Consider the following 18282-nt stretch of genomic DNA (forward strand, 5'->3'; position numbering starts at 1 on the left):
CCCCGGCGGGCCGGGAGTCCTCAGGGGATCTCCTGTTCGGCCCAGATGATCTTTCCCTCCGCCGTGTAACGGGCACCCCAGCGGTGGGAGAGCTGGGCCACCAGGAACAGGCCCCGGCCGCCCTCGTCGGTGCTCCGGGCGTGTCTGAGCCGCGGGGCGGTACTGCTGGCGTCGGAGACCTCACAGGTCAGCCGGGTGTCGCAGAGCAGCCGCAGCCGGATGGGCGGGACGCCGTAGCGGATCGCGTTGGTGACGAGTTCGCTCACGATGAGCTCGGTGGTCATGGTCAGTTCCCCGAGGCCCCACGCCTCGATGGCGTGGGTGGCGCGGGCCCGCATCTCGGAGACGGCGGCCGGGTCCACCGGCACCTCCCACGAGACGACATGGTCGTCCCCCAGGGCGTGGGTGCGGGCCAGGAGCAGGGCGATGTCATCGGGCTGCGGTACGGGCACGAGGTGCCGCACCGCGGACGAGCACAGCGCTTCGAGGTCGGGATCGGGCCGGGCGAGCAGCTCTCCGAGCTGCGCCATACCGAGCTCCATGTCGTAGTGCGCGCCCGCCACGAGGCCGTCGGTGAACAGGCCGATCAGGCTGTTCTCGTCGAGCTCGATCTCCCGGCTCTCGAAGGCCATCCCGCCGAGGCCGAGCGGTGGACCGGCGGGCAGCTCGGGAAAGGAGACGCCCCCGTCGGGGGCGACGAACACGGGGGGCGGATGTCCGGCCCGGGCCATCGTGCAGCGCCTGGTGACGGGATCGTAGACGGCGTAGAGGCAGGTCGCTCCGAGGAAGGACGCGGTGGTGTTCCGGTCGGCGTCCTGTTCGCTGGTGCTCAGGTCGGCGCGCTGTTCCTGGCCGCGTTCCTCGCTGAGCCGGAGCACGAGGTCGTCGAGGTGTGCCAGCAGTTCGTCGGGGGGCAGCTCCATGTCGGCGAGGGTCTGCACCGCGGTGCGCAGCCGGCCCATGGTGGCCGCCGCCGTGATGCCGTGGCCGACCACGTCGCCGACGACCAGGCCGACCCGGGCGCCGGACAGCGGGATGACGTCGAACCAGTCGCCGCCGACCCCGCCGCTCGGGTCCGCCGGCAGATAGGAGGAAGCCACTTCGAGGGCTGTTCCCCCCGACAGGGCGTGGGGCAGCAGACTGCGCTGAAGGGTGACCGCCGCCGTGTGTTCGCGGGTGTAGCGGCGGGCGTTGTCGACGCACAGGGCCGCGCGGGCCACCACCTCGCGTGCCAGCAGGACGTCGTCGGGCTGGAACGAGACCGGATTGAGCGAGCGCAGGAACGTGGTGAGTCCGAGGGCGGTGTTGCGCGCCCGCATCGGCACGGAGATGAGGGAGTGCAGCCCGTACCGGCGGATGCTGGCCGCCCTCTCGGGCTCCTCGGCGATCCACAGGTCGTCGTCCGGGTCGAGGACCTGGATGAGGACGGGCTCGCTGCTGGTGAGCAGGTGCACGTCGTGGGGCGGCGGCAGGAAGTCCGCCCGGTCGCCGATCCGGGCCACGGCCTCCGGGCATCCCTCCCGCACCGAGCTCATGCCCGCGCGCCGCATCATCGGCTTGACGGGAGCGGGTCCCGCGTCCGACAGCCAGGCTCCGTGGCCCTCGGTGCTGAGGACGGATTCCAGGAGGTCGACGATGACGAAGTCGGCGAACCGCGGAACGGCGAAGTCGGCGATCTCCTGGGCCGTGCGCATGACGTCGAGGGTCCCGCCGATGGTGGTCCCGGCTTCGTTGACCAGCGACAGGATCTGCCGGGCGTTCCATCGGTCGGTGACGTCCAGGACGGTGTAGCAGACGCCGGTGTAGGACTTGTCGGCGGCGAGGAGCGGGAAGAAGGAGGAGGAGTAGGCGTGCCGGCGGTGGGGGTCGGCCCAGCTCCATCCCAGGTACTCGTAGTCGATCATCGGCTCGCCGGTCGCCAGGACCTTGCGCATCAGTCCCTCGATGGTCTCCGCCTGGAGCCCCGGCAGCAGTTCGGTCAGCCGCCGTCCGAGCCGCTGCCCGCGGGGCACACCGCCCAGGTGTTCCAGGGTGTCGTTCATCCAGACGTAGCGCAGTTGCAGATCGAGCACCGCCATGCCGACCGGCGACCGGGTCAGGAACCCGTCGAGGAAGGCCGGGCCCACGGTCCACGGCCGTCTGCGGTCCCGTGCCGAGATCAGGAAGCACTCGTTCCCGCCCATCTGGAACGACGCGGAGACGCGCAGGTCGGCGTCGACCCGCCGGCCGTCGCGGTGCCGCAGGGGGATGTGTCCGCTCCAGCCCGTTCCGCCGCGGCAGCGCTCCGCGACCGCCGCCACCCGTGAGGGGTCCCTGGGCAGGGCGAGCAGACGCGCGGCCGAGGAGCCGACCATCTCGGCCGCCGGATGGCCGAGCAGGGCTTCGGCCCCCTTGGTCCAGGCCGTCACCAGCCCCTCGCCGGACACCACCGCCGCCGCGTCGGAGGACGCGTCAAGGGGATCGCCCGGTCCTTCGGACACGGGCGCGCCGGAACCTTCCTGCGAAGAAACCATGAAGCTCTCATCCTCTACACGACCATGTTCCTGCTTGTCCGCCGGATGTGCAGGCCCACCGGCCGATCGCCCTCCGGCACGGCGTCACACGGCCCCGAAGTCTCGGCTTGAACATGCCAATGGACGGCTCTGGAGTGGGCAAGGCCGGGGGCAGGGCGCAGCATGGAAGGGCCGGAGTCGGCACACACGTGCCCGGCCTCGGCCACGGAGCCCGGCACATCACGCCGGCCGGTGGAGGAGGGCCAGGGATGACAGCCGAGTCCACGCAGTCCGACGGTGCGGGCGGTCCCGAACAACCCGGGCGGTCCCGGCCGACCGGCCTGCTGGACGTCCTGAACGTGGGCGCGCTGGTCCTCGACGCCGACGGACGCATCGTGTTCTGGACCCCGCAGGCCGAGGAGCTGATCGGGTACACGGCGGAGGAGGCCCTCGGCAAGTACGCGGCGCGCCTGATCATCCACCCCGAGCACATGCAGTCCGTCAGCGAACTGTTCGCCGATGTCCTGGAGACGGGACGCAGCTGGGCGGGCGCGTTCCCCATCCGGCACAAGGACGGCAGCACCCGCCTCATGGAGTTCCGCAACATGCGGCTCCTGGACGATCTCGGGGACGTCTACGCCCTGGGCATCGCGGCCGACCACACGTTGCTCCAGCGCGTCGAGACCGACCTGGCCCTGTGCGAGCAGCTGATCAACCAGTCACCCATCGGGCTGGCCCTGATGGACCCCGACCTGCGGTATCTCATGGTCAACCCGGCGCTGGAACGGATCGACGGCATCCCCGCCGAGGACCATGTCGGCCGTCATCTGCGGGAGACGCTGCCGTTCCCCGACGTGGACACCGTCGAGTCGGCGCTGCGTCAGGTGCTCACCACCGGCACACCGCTGCTCGACCAGTACCACGTGGGCCGCCCGCCCTCCGATCCCGACCACGAACACGCCTGGTCCCTCTCCTTCTACCGGCTGGAGGACCCGGGCGGACGCATCCTGGGCGCGGCCGCCTCGGTCGTCGACGTCACCGAACGCCATCGCGCGGCCGCCGAGGCCGACCGCGCGCGGCGTCGTCTCGCGCTCGTCGCCAGCGCCTCCACCCGGGTCGGCACGACCCTGGAGGTGGAGCAGACGGCCCGCGAACTGGCCGACATCGCCGCCCCCGAACTGGCCGACGTGGTCGCCGTGGACGTTCTCGACTCCGTCCTCGCCTGCCGCCGCAAGCGCAGGCCGGACAGCGGCCCGGAGTTCTTCCGCGCCCTCGCCCTCAAGGCCTCGCACCCCACCGTGGCCCTGCGCGCCGCCGACTCTCCCGGCGACCTGGCGACGTACGACGGTGACCGCCTGGTGACCCTGTGCGTGCACACCGGCAGGCCGGTCCTGGTGCGGCACGTGGGCGAGCGCGATCTGCCGCGCATCGCCCGCGACGCCGAGGGCACGGCCCTGCTGGCACAGGCCGGCGTCCACTCCTACCTCGCGGTCCCGCTGATCGCGCACGGCGAGGTGCTCGGCGCCCTCGATCTCAAGCGCACCCGCAATCCGCTCCCCTTCGACGAGGACGACGTGGTGCTCGCCGGTGAGCTGGCCACCCGCGCCGCCGTGGCCATCGACAACGCCCGCTGGTTCCAGAGCGTGCGCAACACCGCCGTCACGCTCCAGCGCAGCCTGCTGCCCGAGCATCCACCGCATCTCACCGGTCTGGAGGTCGCGTCCCGCTATCAGCCGGCGCAGGCCACCAGCGAGGTCGGCGGCGACTGGTACGACGTGATACCGCTGGCCGACGACCGGACCGCGCTGGTCGTGGGCGACGTCATGGGCAACGGAATCGACGCCGCCGCCACCATGGGCCGGCTGCGCACCGCCACCTGCGCCTACGCCGACCTCGACCTCGACCCCGGCGAGGTGCTCCAGCACCTCGACAAGATCACGTGCGATCTGGAGCACTACATCGTGACGTGCATCTACGCCGTGTACGACCCCCACAGCAAGCGGTGCCGCATCGCCAACGCCGGACACATGCCGCCCGCGCTGGCGCGCTCCGGCGCCGCCCCCGAACTGCTGGACCTGCCCTCGGGCGCCCCCCTCGGCGTCGGTGGCGTCCCCTTCGAGACCACCACGATCGAACTCAACCCGAATGATCTGCTCGTCCTCTACACGGACGGTCTCGTCGAGACCAGGCTGCATCCCATCGACGACCGCCTGAACGTCCTGCTCTCCTTCCTCGACGAAGCGGACAGGCCGCTGGAGGAGATCTGCGACCTCCTCCTGTACGGACTGCGCAACTCCGACGACCACGACGACGTCGCCCTGCTCGTCGCCCGCGCGAAATAGCCCGTGCGAAGGAGCCCGTGCGAAGGAGCCCGTGCGAAGCAGCCCTACCCCTTCTTCGTGTCCTTGGAGCGCCGGCGGGAGGAGACCTGCTCGCGCGTGGTGCGCCACCGCGACCGGGCCTGACCGACCACCCTGTCCCACTCGCGGCGGACCTCGTCGTCGGAGGGCCGGTCGCCCGCGCGGATCCGGACGAGTTCATCGCGCATCTCGTGCCCGAGCGCAGCCGACGCGACGATGACGAACATCGCGGCGAACAGCGCCGAGATCATCGCGAAGACGGCGCCCACCGCCCCGTAGCGGGCGGCGTAGGAGTTGAACAGGCGCGGCAGATAGACGGTCGCGCCCACCGAGTAGAGCGCGGTCGCCGCACCCGCCGTGACGCCGAAGGGCATCAGGTCGCGCCAGGGGATCCGCTTCGCGGACAGCGCCCAGCCGCTCCAGACGAGGAAGGCGACGCTCACCGGGATCTCGCACACCGAGGCCACCACGCCCAGCTTGCTCCCCCCGAGAACCGCGTGCATCCACCCGGTGACGGCCGCGTAGCCGGCGAGCCCGAGGATCCACCACAGGCCGTTCCTCGTGTTGCGGACACTCAGCGGGGTCAGTTCCCAGGTCTGCTCGAACAGCCGCTGCGAGGCGCGCGCGAAGCTCAGTACGGAGATGATCAGGAACAGGCTCCCGAACACGCCCACGCTCGCGCTGGTGCTCTCGGCGGGGGCCAGGAGCGACTTGACCGCCTCGGCGCCCTGCCCGGTGAGGCCGTAGCGCTGGACGATCCGGTCGGCGGCGTCGTAGTCCGAGAAGCTGCTCAGCACGGCGCCCATGAGAATCGTGAGCGGGATCAGCGCGGTGAGCGCGCTGGACGCCAGGGCCATCGAGCGGTCGAAGCCCACGATCTTCTGGAACCGGCCGACGACGCGCAGCGCGAACGCCGGACGCAGCCAGAACGTCAAGGTCCTGACGGCACGCTCGCGATTGATCCCCGCCGTCCTGTCCTCCATGTCATCGGGCCCGGTATGGCGCTGCGAGCGTAACGGCCGGCCGGCCCGGCGGGGACGGCCGACACGGCACGCCGGCCCGTGCGGGCACACCGGGCCGGCGGTCCCGCGGGGCCGCGAGGGCCCTCGGCGCTCTCACTCCTCCTCGGACAGGGCGATCTCGGCCCAGATCGTCTTCCCGCGGGACTCGGGCCGGGTCCCCCAGCGCCGGCTGACCTGCCAGGTGAGGTAGAGGCCCCGGCCGCCCTCGTCGACCTCCTCGGCGTGCCGCAGGTGCGGCACGGTGCTGCTGTCGTCGGTCACCTCGCAGGCGACCGCGGAGCCGTCGAGAATGAGGCGCACGGAGATGGGGCCGTCCGAGTACCGGACCGCGTTGGTGACGAGTTCGCTGACCACCAGGGTGACGGTGAAGGCGTGCTGTTCCAGGCCCCAGTCCGCCAGCGCGCGCTCGGCGCGGGAGCGTGCCTCGCCGACGGACGCGGGGTGGTTGGGCAGCGTCCAGGAGGCGACCTGGTCGGGTCCCAGACCCCGGGTACGCGCCAGCAGCAGGACGGCGTCGTTCTCCATCTGTTCCGGTGCCAGCTTGTAGAGCACCTCGTCGCAGGTCTCCTGAAGCGGCCGGTCGACGGGCTGGAGCGCACTGCCGATACGCTCCAGTTGTTCCTCCGGGTCGTCCGAGACGGCACGCAGCATGGCGGTGTTGGCCAGCAGGAGGATGCTGCCCTCGGCGAGGTCGAACTCGGCGGTGCCGTACTTCGCCAGCCCGCGTCCCAGCGGCGGCCCCGAGGGCACCACGGCGTATTCGACGGTGCCGTCGGGCATGGCGACCACCGGAGGCGGGTGCCCCGCGCTGGCGACCGCGCAGCGGCGGGTCACGGGGCTGTAGACGAGGTAGAGACACGTGGTGTCCTGGCGCTCCGCGTCCACCGCGGCGTCCGGGCGCCGCGGCCGTTCTCCGTGGAGTCGGGTCACCAGGGCGTGCAGCCGTTCCAGGACCTCTTCGGGGGCCAGGTCCAGGACGGCCAGCGCGCTGATCGCGGCCCTCACCTCGCCCATGGTGGCGGCGGCCTCCAGGCCCCGGCCCACCGTGTCACCGGTCACCAGGGCCACCCGCGAACCGGACAGCGGGATCACGTCGAACCAGTCGCCGCCCGCGCCCAGCGGGCAGTAGCTGTACGCGGTCTCGACCGCGTCGTGGCCGAGGACCCGGGCCGGCCGCAGACTGAGCTGGAGAACCCGCCCGGCCGAACGCTCCCGCGCGTACAGCCGGGCGTTGTCCAGGCACAGGGCCACCCGGTCGGCGAGTTCGGCGGCCAGCGCGAGGTCGCCGTCGTCGAAGGCGTGCGGGGTCCTGTCCCGGTAGCAGTGGGCCAGCCCGATCACGGATCCGCGGGCGATGAGCGGCAGCACGAGCAGCGAATGCGCCCCCGCCTCGGTGAGGCGCCTCCCTCGCACCGGCTCCCGGTCCATCCAGTCGGCGTCCGGGGTCAGCCGCTGGACGATGCGGGGCCTGAGGTCGGACAGGCACTGCGCGAAGGGCGTGGCCACGGACAGACCGATCGCCTCGCCGATGGAGGGCAGGTACCGCTCGGCGTCCATGGCGGAGGCACGACGGCTCGTGCATCGCAGGGCCCCGTACTCGAAGAGGGTCCCCGGGGCGCCGGCCTCGCCCCGCAGGACGGAGTCCAGGACCTCGACCACGACCGTGTCGGCCAGCGCGGGAACCATCTCGTCGGCGAACTCCTGCGCCGTACGGAAGATGTCCAGCGTCGTGCCGATGCGCCCGCCCGCCCGCTCCAGCAGGGCCAGTCGTGCCGCCGCCCGCTTGCGCTCGGTGATGTCCACGACCGCTGTCGCCACACCCAGGACCGCGCCGGTGGCGTCCTCCAGCCGGAAGCACGAGACCGACAGCACGATCTCGGCCTGGTCGGAACTCAGATGGCCGCGCACCTCCACGTCCAGCGCGGGCACACCCGTCTCCAGCACCGCGAGCAGTGTCGACTCGTAGTTTCCGGCGTAGAAGTCACCACCCCACTCCCTCGGGTGACGCCCCAGCGCCTTCTCCAGGGCGAACGCCTTGACGTAGCGGGCCGCCGTGTTGAAGCGCACCAGGCGAAGCTGTGTGTCGAGGACGTGCAGACCCACGGTCGACTCGGAGAAGAGCGCTCCGAGAACGGCCTTGTCCAGCTCCGCGTCCGGTCGGCCATGTCCGCCCAGCGATGCACCCATGACACTTCCGTAGTCAGTTGACCACCTATACATTCCGTTTTGTCAGAGTTCCACCATATTCGCTCACCGGCGACGCGCGACCGGAGCGCCGGTGCGGCTCGGCGGTCCGGCGATCAGGCGATCCGCACCGGGGGCGCGCACCGGCCGGACCGGCCGCCGCGATCAGTTCCCGCCCGGCGGCCGCTCCCCGCCCAGGGTGCCGGACAAGCGGTACACGAACGTCGGAAAGTCCTGCCCGGTCGCTCGTGTCCAGGCGGAGACAAGCGTGTCCGGGTACTCCGCGCGGGCGTCGGTGAACGCCGTGACGCAGCGGGCGTGGACGGATGACTGGCCGGTGCGGCGGGTGAGGGAGAGCAGAGCGCGCAGCGCCGTGACGGCGTCGTCGGCCCGGCCGTCGGCCAGGTGGGCGCGCGCCTCCTCGTCGAGCGCCAGGGCGAGACCGGAACGGGCGGCGGCCAGGGAGGCCGCGTACGGACCGGCCCCGGGGCCCGCCTCCTCGTCGACGAGGAGGGACTCCGACTCCGCGTAGCACGCGACGGCCGCCCCGTGGTCGCCTGCGCGGCGGAGGGCGCGGCCGAGCACCCGCAGACGGCCGGCCGTCACGGCGGGGCGGGCCGGCCGGTCCGACTCGGCGGGGCGGCGGGTGAGAGCGACCGCCTCCCGTGCGGCCCCGACCGCGCCGTCGAGGTCGCCGTCGTCCAGCCGCAGCTTGCTCAAGTCCGCCAACGCACGGGCGAGCTGCGGCTCCTGTGCCATCCGGTCGAGTTCCACCGCACGCCGGTGGGCGGCCACGGCACGTTCGCCGGCCCGGACCGCGTCAGCGCGGTCGCCCGCCGCCGTGTGGCAGTCGGCCAGCCGCTCGCAACACACGGCGAGGAGAGAGTCATAGGCGTCCGGGCGTTCGGCGACGAGCGTGACGCACAGGTCGACCGCCTCCCGTCGGCAGGTCGACTCGGCTGCGCGGCGCTCCAGTTCACCGAGCCGGTCGGCAAGGCAGTCCAGCGCCAGGACGAGCAGAGGTACACCGGTCGTCCGGTCCCGGTCCACCAGGCTCCGCGCCTCGGCGACGGACTCCTCCGCGGTCGCGCGCGCGGCGGACCGGTCCCCGGTGGCCGCCAGGCAACGGGCCAGGTCCGTGAAGAGCCTCACCCTCAGCGGCCGTACGACCTCGGGCGCGACCCGCAGCATGATCGGGTCGGCGGCGTCCCGGGCCTCCCTGCCGACGGACAGCGCCTCCTCGTACCGGCCCGACACCACCAGCCCCGCGGTGAGTTCGCACAGTGCGCGTACACGCACCAGGATCACGTGGCTCGCCTCGCGCAACGACATGTCCCGCAACAGCCCGACGCATTCCTCGTAGGCGGCGACGGACTCCTCCGTGCGGTCCAGGGCCGCCAGCACCAGGGCGTAGGTGCGCAACGCGCCCGGCAGGGTGCCCAGGGTCCGGTCCCGGCGGGTGAGGACGAGACGCCGGTAGGCGGCCACGCACTCCTCCGCCGCGACCAGCGCGTCGCCCGGTCGCGCCAGGCCGAACCGGGCCTGCGCCCGCAGATGCAGATGGAGGGCCCGCTGCGCCGGCCCCCACCGCGCGCCCGGTACGGCCGAAGCGGCGTCCAGCACCGTGCAGGCCTGCTCGCAGCGGCCGACGAGCACCAGCGTGTAGGCGTGCCAGACAAGACTGCGGGCCAGCAGATCGCGGTCGCGCGGGCGGGCCCGCTCCCTCGCGGCCAGCGCCCGGTACACGGCCGTCGCCTCCTCGGCCCAGGCCAGCCGACGCCGCGGCGGGGGCGGCCGCAGCAGCACCCAGCCGGGGGCCACGCAGTGTGTCAGCGCGGCGCCGAGCAGCCGGCGCCCGGCGCCGGGGCCGAGCCGGGCCGCCGCGCGCGGCAACGGCAGCAGGACACGCACCAGCCCCATCGGCACCCCCTTCCGGGATCCTCGTCCAAAGGACAGCCGGACACCCCTATTGGTTGCCCACCGAGCGCGGACACGGTCTGTCGTTCCGGTGGGAACACAGGCGCGATCGCCCATGCGTACGGAGGCTGTCGCCGCTCGGCCGCCGGCGGGGCGGCCGACGGTCCGGGGCGACAGCCTCCGTTCGCGGACTACTTCAGACCGTAGGCGCGGATCACCTCCTGGGTGATGCGGTTGCCCGCGTCGTCCCAGCCCTCGGCCTTCAGCGAGACGTAGCCGTGGTGCGGGGCGTCGTAACAGGCCGTCCAGGTACCGGACTTGCCCGTGACCTTGACCGGCTTCCACGTGATGCCGTCGTCGTACGAGACCGACAGCGCGGCGCCCTGGATCTTCCCGGTGCCCACCGCGTCCTCGATGTGGCGAGGCGTCAGCGTGAGCGTCTGACGGCCGCCGCGGGCGTCGTTCGCGAGGTCGGTGGCGACGCCGTAGTCCATCTGGAGCACGGCCATGTGTTCGATCTTCGTCGGGTCGGTGACCGGGTCGGACTTCACCTGCCAGACCGTGTGGGTGCGGGTGGACAGCCGGTAGGTGTCCGCGTCCCGCTCGGCGGTGAGGTCGAGGGTGTAGACCGACGGGGTCGTCGGCGCGGGGTAGATCGTGGCGGCCTGCGAGGCGCTGGTCTTGATCAGAGTGCCGTCCTGATAGACCTTCAGGCTCTTCTTGTCAGTGCTCTGCATGACGCCGGCGTGCTGTCCCGCACTGCTGTCGGCCCAGGGCTGGACGTTGAAGGCGATCTGGGCCTTCTGCCGCTGCGACCACCAGTAGGTGCCGCCGTTGGCGGGCCGCGTCACCGCCCCGAAGAAGTCACGGACCTGCCGCGATCCCGGCTTGTACGCGTTCCGCACGCTCTGCGAGGAGAGCACCATGCCCGGCCCGGTGGCCAGGTTCTCCACCCACCGCGCGCCCGGCTGCGTCGACACGTAGTCGGTGCGCGTGCCGGGGATGTCCAAGCGCTGCAGGAACCCGGAGCCGTACTTGCGGTACGGACGGAAGCCCGACCGGTACTCGCCGCTGGGCGTGGTGGTGGTGCCGTGGAAGCGCATGTCCACGGTGGCCAGATCGGACGAACGGGGCCGGTAGGTCAGCCCGGTGGACGGGATCTGTCCCGGGTGGGCGTCGGAGAGGTCGTACACGTACGGGGAGTTGGGCACACCCTCGACGTCCAGTCGCCCCCGGCCGCGCTTGGCGTCGGCGATCAGGGCCGCGCCGTCGCGCGCGGTGAGGGAGAACACCGGCACGGCGCTGTACTGGCTGCCCGCGGTGCCGACGTACTCCAGCAGCTTGCCCGGCCGGTCGTTGACGACGATCAGCAGCGCGGCCCCGGCATCGGCCGCGGCCTGTGCCCGGTCGGCGGCGGAGATGACGTCCGAACGGGTCACCAGCGCCACCTTGCCCTTGACGCTCAGCTTCGCGTACTCGGCGGCGGTGCCGGTACCGGCGTACACGACGTCCAGACGCTGGTGACCGTCGTACAGCGCGGAGCCGCCCTGGCCCATCGGCCGGAGCTCACGGCCGTCGTGGGTGAGGGTGAGGAACGGGACCGCCTTGCGCCAGCGGGTCTCGTACTCGAAGGTGCCCGTCGTCGCCTTGCGGGTGGGCAGCACGAACATGCTGTCGTACTTGGCGGCCAGCAGGTACTGCACCTCCAGGATGCCCAGCCCGTACTGGTTGAGGTCCGAGCCGTCGGCGCGGTACCAGTTCATGGACAGCACCCGGTCCTCGGTCCTGCGCGGGACCTCCGCGGTGACCTCGCGGGTGCGGCTCGCGTCGAGGACCACGTCACGGTCCTGGTCGAGGACGACCTCGGGGTCGCCCATCAGCGCCATGCCGACCGAGTCCGGGCCGTGGCTGCCGGGCACGTCCAGGTAGGTCACCAGGCTGTAGGTGCCCTCGCGCAGCCGCAGGTCGAGCGTGCCGCTGTCATCGATGGTCTGGGAGTACGGGTCTTCGTCGGCCCCGAAGCGCTGGATCTCGACCCAGCCCGCAGTGGGCTTGCCGGAACGGTCCTTCAGGGTGACGTGCAGGGTGTGGCGGGCGTCCTCGCGGTACAGGCCCACCTGGGTACGGGTGAGCGTCGCGCCGGAGGAGGCGTCGGCGGCGGTGATCCGGCCGAGGTAGCGGCGGCCGTCGGCGCCCAGGCCCGGCTTGGCGGTGGCGGTGACCGTCGCGGTGCCGTGGGCGGGCACGGTCACGGTGTCGGCGGAGAGGGTGAACATCCCGTCGGGGGCGGGCTTGCCCTTGTCGGCGGTCGGGTCGGTGTCGTACGGGCCGCCGGCGACGGTGGCGTTCAGCGCGAGGTGCAACTCTGCCGGGGAGTCGCCGGTGTTGGTGTAGGTGACGGTCCGGTCGACGGAGTTCGCGCCGTCGTGCGGCCAGGCGTCGATGCCGAAGTAGGCGGAGCCGGTCGCGGTGACCGTCGCGGCGGTGGCGGCGCCGAGGTCGGCGCGGCCCGATCCCACCTGGTAGGCGGTGTAGGCGGACAGTTCCTTGGACGTGCTCATCAGCGCGTCCTTGAGCTGCCGCGCCGTCCAGTCCGGGTGCTCCTGGGCGAGGATCGCGGCGGCGCCCGCGACGTGCGGCGTCGCCATCGAGGTACCGCTCATCGACTGGTACCAGCCGGTCGCGGCGCTGCCGCCCGCCTTGGCGGCCAGGACGGCGACGCCGGGCGCGGAGATGTCGGGCTTGAGGGCGTAGTCGTTCAGGCGCGGGCCCTGCGAGGAGAAGGACGCCCGCTTGTCGGCGGAGTCCACGGCCGCGACGGTCAGCGCCTCGTCGGCGGCGCCGGGACTGCCCATGCTCGCCTCACCGCCGGAGTTGCCGGCCGCGATCACGAACAGGGCGCCGCTGTCGTCGGTGAGCCGGTTCACCGCCTGGCTCATCGGGTCGGTGCCGTCGGACGGCGTCGAGGAGCCCAGGCTCATGCTGATCACCTTGGCGCCCTGGTCGACGGCCCACTCCATGCCGGCGATGATCCAGGAGTCCTGGCCGTAGCCGGCGTCGGAGAGCACCTTGCCGATCAGCAGGTCGGCGCCGGGTGCCACACCCTGCTCGGCGCCGTCCGAGGCGGCGCCGCTGCCGCCGACGGTGGAGGCGGTGTGGGTGCCGTGGCCGTGGCCGTCCTCGGTGGTCTCGTCGGGGACGAAGCTCTGCGACCCGGTGATCCGGTCGGCGAGGTCGGGGTGGTGGGAGTCGGCGCCGGTGTCCAGCACGGCGACCTTGACGCCCTTGCCGTCGAGGCCCTTGCCCCAGGCGTCGGGCGCGCCGATCTGCGCGGTGCTGTCCTTCAGGGTGGCCTTGACCCGGCCGTCCAGCCAGATCTTGGACAGCCCCTCACGGAGCTTGGGAGTACCGGACGCCGATCCGTTCAGGGCTTCCGCGGAGGCGCCGCCTGCGGAGGCCGCGGGCGCGACGGACCGCCACAGCTTCCGGGCCTGCTTCTTGGCCGCGCGTACGGACGTCGCGTGGATCGCGGGCAGGTCGCGCACGCGAGTGGCGCCGCTGGGCGTGCCCTGCGCGGAGGACGGGGTCTTGGATCCGTAGCCCAGGATCAGCGGGATGCCTTCGCTGTGGGCGTCGTCGTAGCCCTGCTCGATCAGGGCGGTGACGTCGAACAGCCGCCGGTCCAGCCGGTTCGCGGCCAGATAGGGCAGCACCTCGTCCGGGTAGACGTAGAGATCCCCGCCGACGGTCTCGGTGCGTACGCCTCCGAGAGCGCCGGGCGGACGGGTCACGTCGGCGGTCTGCGGGCCGCCGGAGAGGCCGGTGACGCGTACGACATCACCGGTGAGAAGAGTGACGGTGTGCTGCCCCGATCCGGAGGCCGCAACGGGTTTCGCCGCGCCGGTCGCTGATGAATCGTCGGCCACCGCGAGGGGAGGTGGCCCGGCCAGGGACGTCAGAACGGCCAAGGTGCCGACCGCTGCCGCGAGTGGCCTTCGGCCACTGCGGCTGGGAGGTATGCGGAAGATCATGGACCGTTTTCTACCGGCCCCGGACCTGCGGAGGGAACAGCGGGCGATGGCACGAAAGCGCCACGTCTCACATGTGCCAGATCGAAGAACTCCCCACAAATACAGGGGAGTTATCTCATTCACCGCACCCTTGGACCGGCCGGGTCACGACCCGCCCGCACACCCTCCCGGACACCGGAAAGCCCACGCAACCTCACCGGGAGGCACCCCCGGCCGGTCATGAGCCGGCGGGTGGGCCTGACGGATCCGTGGCGGCGGGAGCGGACGTGGTGACCCCGACGGTCGAGCCTGGCTCCGGGGTCTCCGCGGAGCTGCTGTCGGGCGAGAACACCGCCACCCCCACGAGCACCGCCAGCAGGAAGACCACGGCTCCGGCGGCCGCGCCCACGACTCTTCGCCGGTCGGCGAGGAGTTCGCCGACCCCCGAGCGCTGGCGTCGGCGCGACCGGTGTCCGCCGCCCGCGGTGTCCCTCGGCACGGACGGCAGAGCGTAGGTGGTCGCGGGGCTCGCGGCCCTGACGGCCTGACGGTGGCGCCCCGGCTCCGGCATCACCGCCGGGAGCGGCTCGGCACGCCCCTGCCAGGAGCCCGAGCTGTACCAGGCGGCCGCCTCCAGCGCGGTGGGCCGGTCCTCGGGCTGCTTCGCGAGAAGGCCGAGCAGATGGTTCTCGAAGGCGGGCGGCAGATCGGCGCCGAGCTCGCGCGGCGGAGTGGGGGCGCTGTCGAGATGGTGGTGGAGGACCGCGACAGGGCTGGCCGCCTGGAACGGCGGTCGTCCGGTGAGGAGTTGGTACAGGACACAGCCCAGCGAGTACATGTCGGAGGGCGGCCCGGCGGTCTTGCCCAGGGCCCGTTCGGGAGCCAGGTACAGGCTGGTGCCGACGATCTGCCCGGTCGCCGTCAGACCGCCCGCCGGATCGTCCATGAAGCGGGCGATCCCGAAGTCGCCGATCTTGAGGCTTCCCTCGGCGTCCAGGAGCAGGTTGCCCGGCTTGATGTCCCGGTGCACGATCCCCTGTTGATGCGCGGCGGCCAGCCCCGCGGCGGCCTCGGCCGCGATCCGCGCGACCCGGTCGGCGGGGAGCCTCCCGGCGTCGGTGAGGACACCGGCGAGGCTGTCGCCCTCGACCAGCTCCATCACGAGGAACAGCCGGTTGTCGTAGGCCCCGAAGTCCAGAACACCCACCACATGGCGATGGTTGAGCAGGCCGGCGGTCTGGGCCTCCAGGCGGAACCGGGCCGCGGCCGTCGGGTCGGCGTCCTGGGAGAGAAGCAGCTTCACGGCCACGGACCGGCCGATCATCTCGTCGTAGGCCCGCCACACCTCCCCCATCGCGCCCCGCCCGAGAGTGGCCTGCAGCCGATACCGCCCCGCTATCAGCACTTGTGCTTCATCCTCACGCCGTTGGGATTTCGTCGATCGCCACGGGTCGATTCCCTGCCGAGCATGAGTGATCATCGGGGCGCCGCAACAGGGTGAGCCTACTGCCAACACGACGGTGATCAGACGCTGTTCACCCTAGGCCTCAAGATCACGGAGAACCGATCACTGCGCCACCGGACTCTGACGGAAAGTGACTCCGAGAACCACCCCGGGGGCAGTCCGACGCCGGCCCCGGGAAGCGGCCCCGGCGGCCGTACGCACCTGAAGCCCCGCACTTCGGGCCGATCCGGATGAGCGGTCCGTGCATTGGTATGGACCTGGTGAGAGCCTCCCACTACCCTCGTTCACGCAACTCTGAGAGCGCTCTCTCCTGCCCTTCGCCCCACTCACCGACCATCGGATCGACGAAAGGCAACTCCCGTGAGACGCACCACAGTTCTGCGCATCGTCTCATCCGCCGGCCTGCTCGTCAGCGCCGCGACACTCGGACTCACCCAGGCCGCGGCCGACGAGGCCCCCCTCACCGCCACGACATCCCGGGCACCCGCCTCCTCGGCCCTCGTCTCCGCCATGCAGCACGACCTCGGACTCACCAAACGGCAGGCGACCGCCCGACTCGCCCAGGAAACCGCCGCACGCGGCGTCGAGACCACCGCCCGGCGCGTGGCCGGCGCCGCCTACGGGGGCTCCTGGTTCGACGCGAAGAGCGGCAAGCTCGTCGTGGCCGTCACCGAAGCCGCCTCCCGGGATGCCGTGGAGGCGACGGGCGCGCGCGTCACCCTCGTCAGACACAGTCAACGACAGCTCGACGCCACCAAGGCACGCATCGACGCGCTCGACGCCCCGGCCGGTGTGGGCAGCTGGCACGTCGACCCCCGGGCCGGCTCCGTCGTCGTCGACGTGGTGTCCGCACACAAGAATGACAACGATGTCCGGTCCTTCGTCGCCCGTGCCCGGGCGGCCGGTCCCGTCGTCGTACGGCAGACGGACAAGGCGCCGAGCACCTTCGCGGCCGGCACGGTGGGCGGTGACCCCTACTACACCGGCAACGTCCGCTGCTCCATAGGCTTCTCCGTGTACGGCGGCTTCGTCACCGCCGGGCACTGCGCCCAGCCGGGCGCCTCCGTGCGCGGCTGGGACAACAGCTACATCGGCAACTTCCAGGGCTCCTCGTTCCCGGACAACGACTACGCCTGGGTCAACGTGGGCAGCGGGTGGTGGACGGTACCCGTCGTCCTCGGCTGGGGCACCGTCTCCGACCAGCTCGTCCGCGGCTCGGGCGAGGCGCCCGTCGGAGCGTCGATCTGCCGCTCCGGCTCGACGTCCCACTGGCACTGCGGCACCGTCCTCGCGAAGAACGAGACCGTCAACTACAGCCAGGGCGCGGTGCACCAGATGACCAAGACGAGTGTCTGCGCCGAACCCGGCGACTCGGGCGGCTCGTTCATCAGCGGTGACCAGGCACAGGGCGTCACCTCCGGCGGCTGGGGCAACTGCACCAGCGGAGGCGAGACCTGGTACCAGCCCGTGAACGAGATTCTGAACCGCTACGGGCTCCGGCTGCACACGGCCTGACCCGACCGCACCGGCCCGCTCGTCCGTCGAGCGGGCCGGTGCACCCGTACGTCGTCCAGGACGCGCGGCGCGGCGCCCTTCGGCCGGGCTCCCGGCTCATGACTGCTCCCGGCGCCCGGCTGCCGGCTGCTCCCGGCGCCCGGTAAGAACGCAAGGCGCCACGCCGATCCGGTCCAGGTTCACGCGGGCAGGCCATGGCGCGGGGCTCCCCGGCTCGAAGGGCTCGGCGGAGCGTGCCGGGCGTCGCGACGGGGGCGAGCGTTGCCCGACGGGGCACCGGCACTGCCGGCGGTCCTGTCGGTGGCGGCGCGCCCGCGTCGCCACGGCGGCGGCAGCCGTGCACGATGGGCGGGTACCTCTCGCAGCTTCGGAAGGGCTCCTCGTGATCAGCATCCCGGGCCGCACGGCCCACGACGGTACGAAGCTCCCGGCCGTCGGCCTCGGCACCTGGCCGATGGACGACGCGCAGGCCGAGGACGCCGTGAGCCACGCGCTCGGCATGGGTTACCGGCTCGTCGACACGGCGACCAACTACCGCAACGAGACCGGCACCGGACGGGGCGTCGCCCGCTCGGGCGTCCCTCGCGAGGAGATCGTCGTCACCACCAAACTGCCCGGCAGGCACCACGGTTACGAGGAGACGCTCGCCTCCTTCGAGGAGTCACGGAGCCGTCTCGGACTCGCCTCCATCGATCTCTACCTCATCCACTGGCCGCTGCCCCGGGTCGACAAGTACGTGGACTCCTGGAAGGCGATGATCGAGCTCCGCGCGGCGGGTCTGGTGCGGGCGATCGGCGTCTCGAACTTCACGGCCGAACACCTCACCCGGCTGGAGGCGGAGACCGGGGTGCTGCCCTCGGTGAACCAGATCGAGCTCCATCCCTCGCTTCCCCAGGACGAGTTGCGCGCCTTCCACGACGACAGGGGCATCGTCACGGAGAGCTGGAGCCCCCTGGGCCGCGGCTCCGCCCTCCTGGACGACCCCGGGCTCGGGAAGATCGCCGAGACCCACGGCGTGACGCCCGGTCAGGTGGTGCTGCGCTGGCACACACAGCTCGGAGCCGTGCCCATCCCCAAGTCCGCCGACCCCGGGCGGCAGCGGGAGAACCTCGACATCTTCGGGTTCGAGCTGACCCCCGCCGAGATGACGGCCGTCACCGACCGCCCCCGCCGACGCCTCGGCGGCGACCCCACGACACACGAGGAGTTCTAGGGCCCGCAAGGGCTCAGCGACTCAAGTCCTCGATGCGTCATCGGCACTTGAGTCGGCACTTGAGCACCCGCCCCGCGCGCCGGCCGGAGTTCCGGGGGGCCGGA

The 18282-nt window shown here is 72.1% G+C and carries 9 protein-coding genes; 3 read left to right on the forward strand and 6 right to left on the reverse strand.

Going from position 1 to position 18282, the window contains the following annotated elements; translation table 11 throughout:
- Positions 1 to 20 precede the first annotated feature (20 nt).
- Positions 21 to 2513 (reverse strand): SpoIIE family protein phosphatase, encoded by a 2493-nt coding sequence (locus ACF07B_RS38725; RefSeq protein ID WP_392182356.1) that lies wholly within the window; start codon positions 2511 to 2513, stop codon positions 21 to 23.
- A 248-nt stretch (positions 2514 to 2761) separates the two neighbouring features.
- On the opposite strand from ACF07B_RS38725, the gene ACF07B_RS38730 reads away from it, so the two are divergent.
- Entirely contained in the window at positions 2762 to 4834 is a 2073-nt protein-coding gene (locus ACF07B_RS38730; RefSeq protein WP_392182357.1) for a SpoIIE family protein phosphatase, read from the forward strand.
- A gap of 44 nt (positions 4835 to 4878) precedes the next feature.
- Here ACF07B_RS38730 and ACF07B_RS38735 read toward each other — a convergent pair whose 3' ends face one another.
- From ACF07B_RS38735 to ACF07B_RS38755, 5 genes are all read right to left on the reverse strand, one after another.
- Positions 4879 to 5835 carry a YhjD/YihY/BrkB family envelope integrity protein gene (locus ACF07B_RS38735; RefSeq protein WP_392182358.1) on the reverse strand — a complete coding sequence of 319 codons (957 nt, stop codon included), beginning with the start codon at positions 5833 to 5835 and terminating at the stop codon, positions 4879 to 4881.
- Positions 5836 to 5967: 132 nt separating this feature from the next.
- Positions 5968 to 8061 carry a SpoIIE family protein phosphatase gene (locus ACF07B_RS38740; protein WP_392182359.1) on the reverse strand — a complete coding sequence of 698 codons (2094 nt, stop codon included), beginning with the start codon at positions 8059 to 8061 and terminating at the stop codon, positions 5968 to 5970.
- A gap of 162 nt (positions 8062 to 8223) precedes the next feature.
- Positions 8224 to 9978: a hypothetical protein gene (locus tag ACF07B_RS38745; RefSeq protein WP_392182360.1), complete on the reverse strand. Its 1755-nt coding sequence runs from the start codon at positions 9976 to 9978 to the stop codon at positions 8224 to 8226.
- Positions 9979 to 10166: 188 nt separating this feature from the next.
- A complete protein-coding gene (locus tag ACF07B_RS38750; protein WP_392182361.1) occupies positions 10167 to 14006 on the reverse strand; it encodes a S8 family serine peptidase in 3840 nt (1279 codons plus the stop codon).
- Between the two features lie 217 nt (positions 14007 to 14223).
- Positions 14224 to 15390 (reverse strand): serine/threonine-protein kinase, encoded by a 1167-nt coding sequence (locus ACF07B_RS38755; RefSeq protein ID WP_392182362.1) that lies wholly within the window; start codon positions 15388 to 15390, stop codon positions 14224 to 14226.
- Between the two features lie 420 nt (positions 15391 to 15810).
- Here ACF07B_RS38755 and ACF07B_RS38760 point away from each other — a divergent pair, with 420 nt between their 5' ends.
- Complete coding sequence (locus ACF07B_RS38760; protein ID WP_392182363.1) at positions 15811 to 16965, forward strand: S1 family peptidase; 1155 nt, start codon at positions 15811 to 15813, stop codon at positions 16963 to 16965.
- A gap of 382 nt (positions 16966 to 17347) precedes the next feature.
- Complete coding sequence (locus ACF07B_RS38765) at positions 17348 to 18178, forward strand: aldo/keto reductase (protein WP_392182364.1); 831 nt, start codon at positions 17348 to 17350, stop codon at positions 18176 to 18178.
- The last annotated feature ends 104 nt before the right edge of the window (positions 18179 to 18282 follow it).

This window comes from Streptomyces sp. NPDC015532 (assembly GCF_043078065.1).
Classification (GTDB): Bacteria; Actinomycetota; Actinomycetes; order Streptomycetales; family Streptomycetaceae; genus Streptomyces.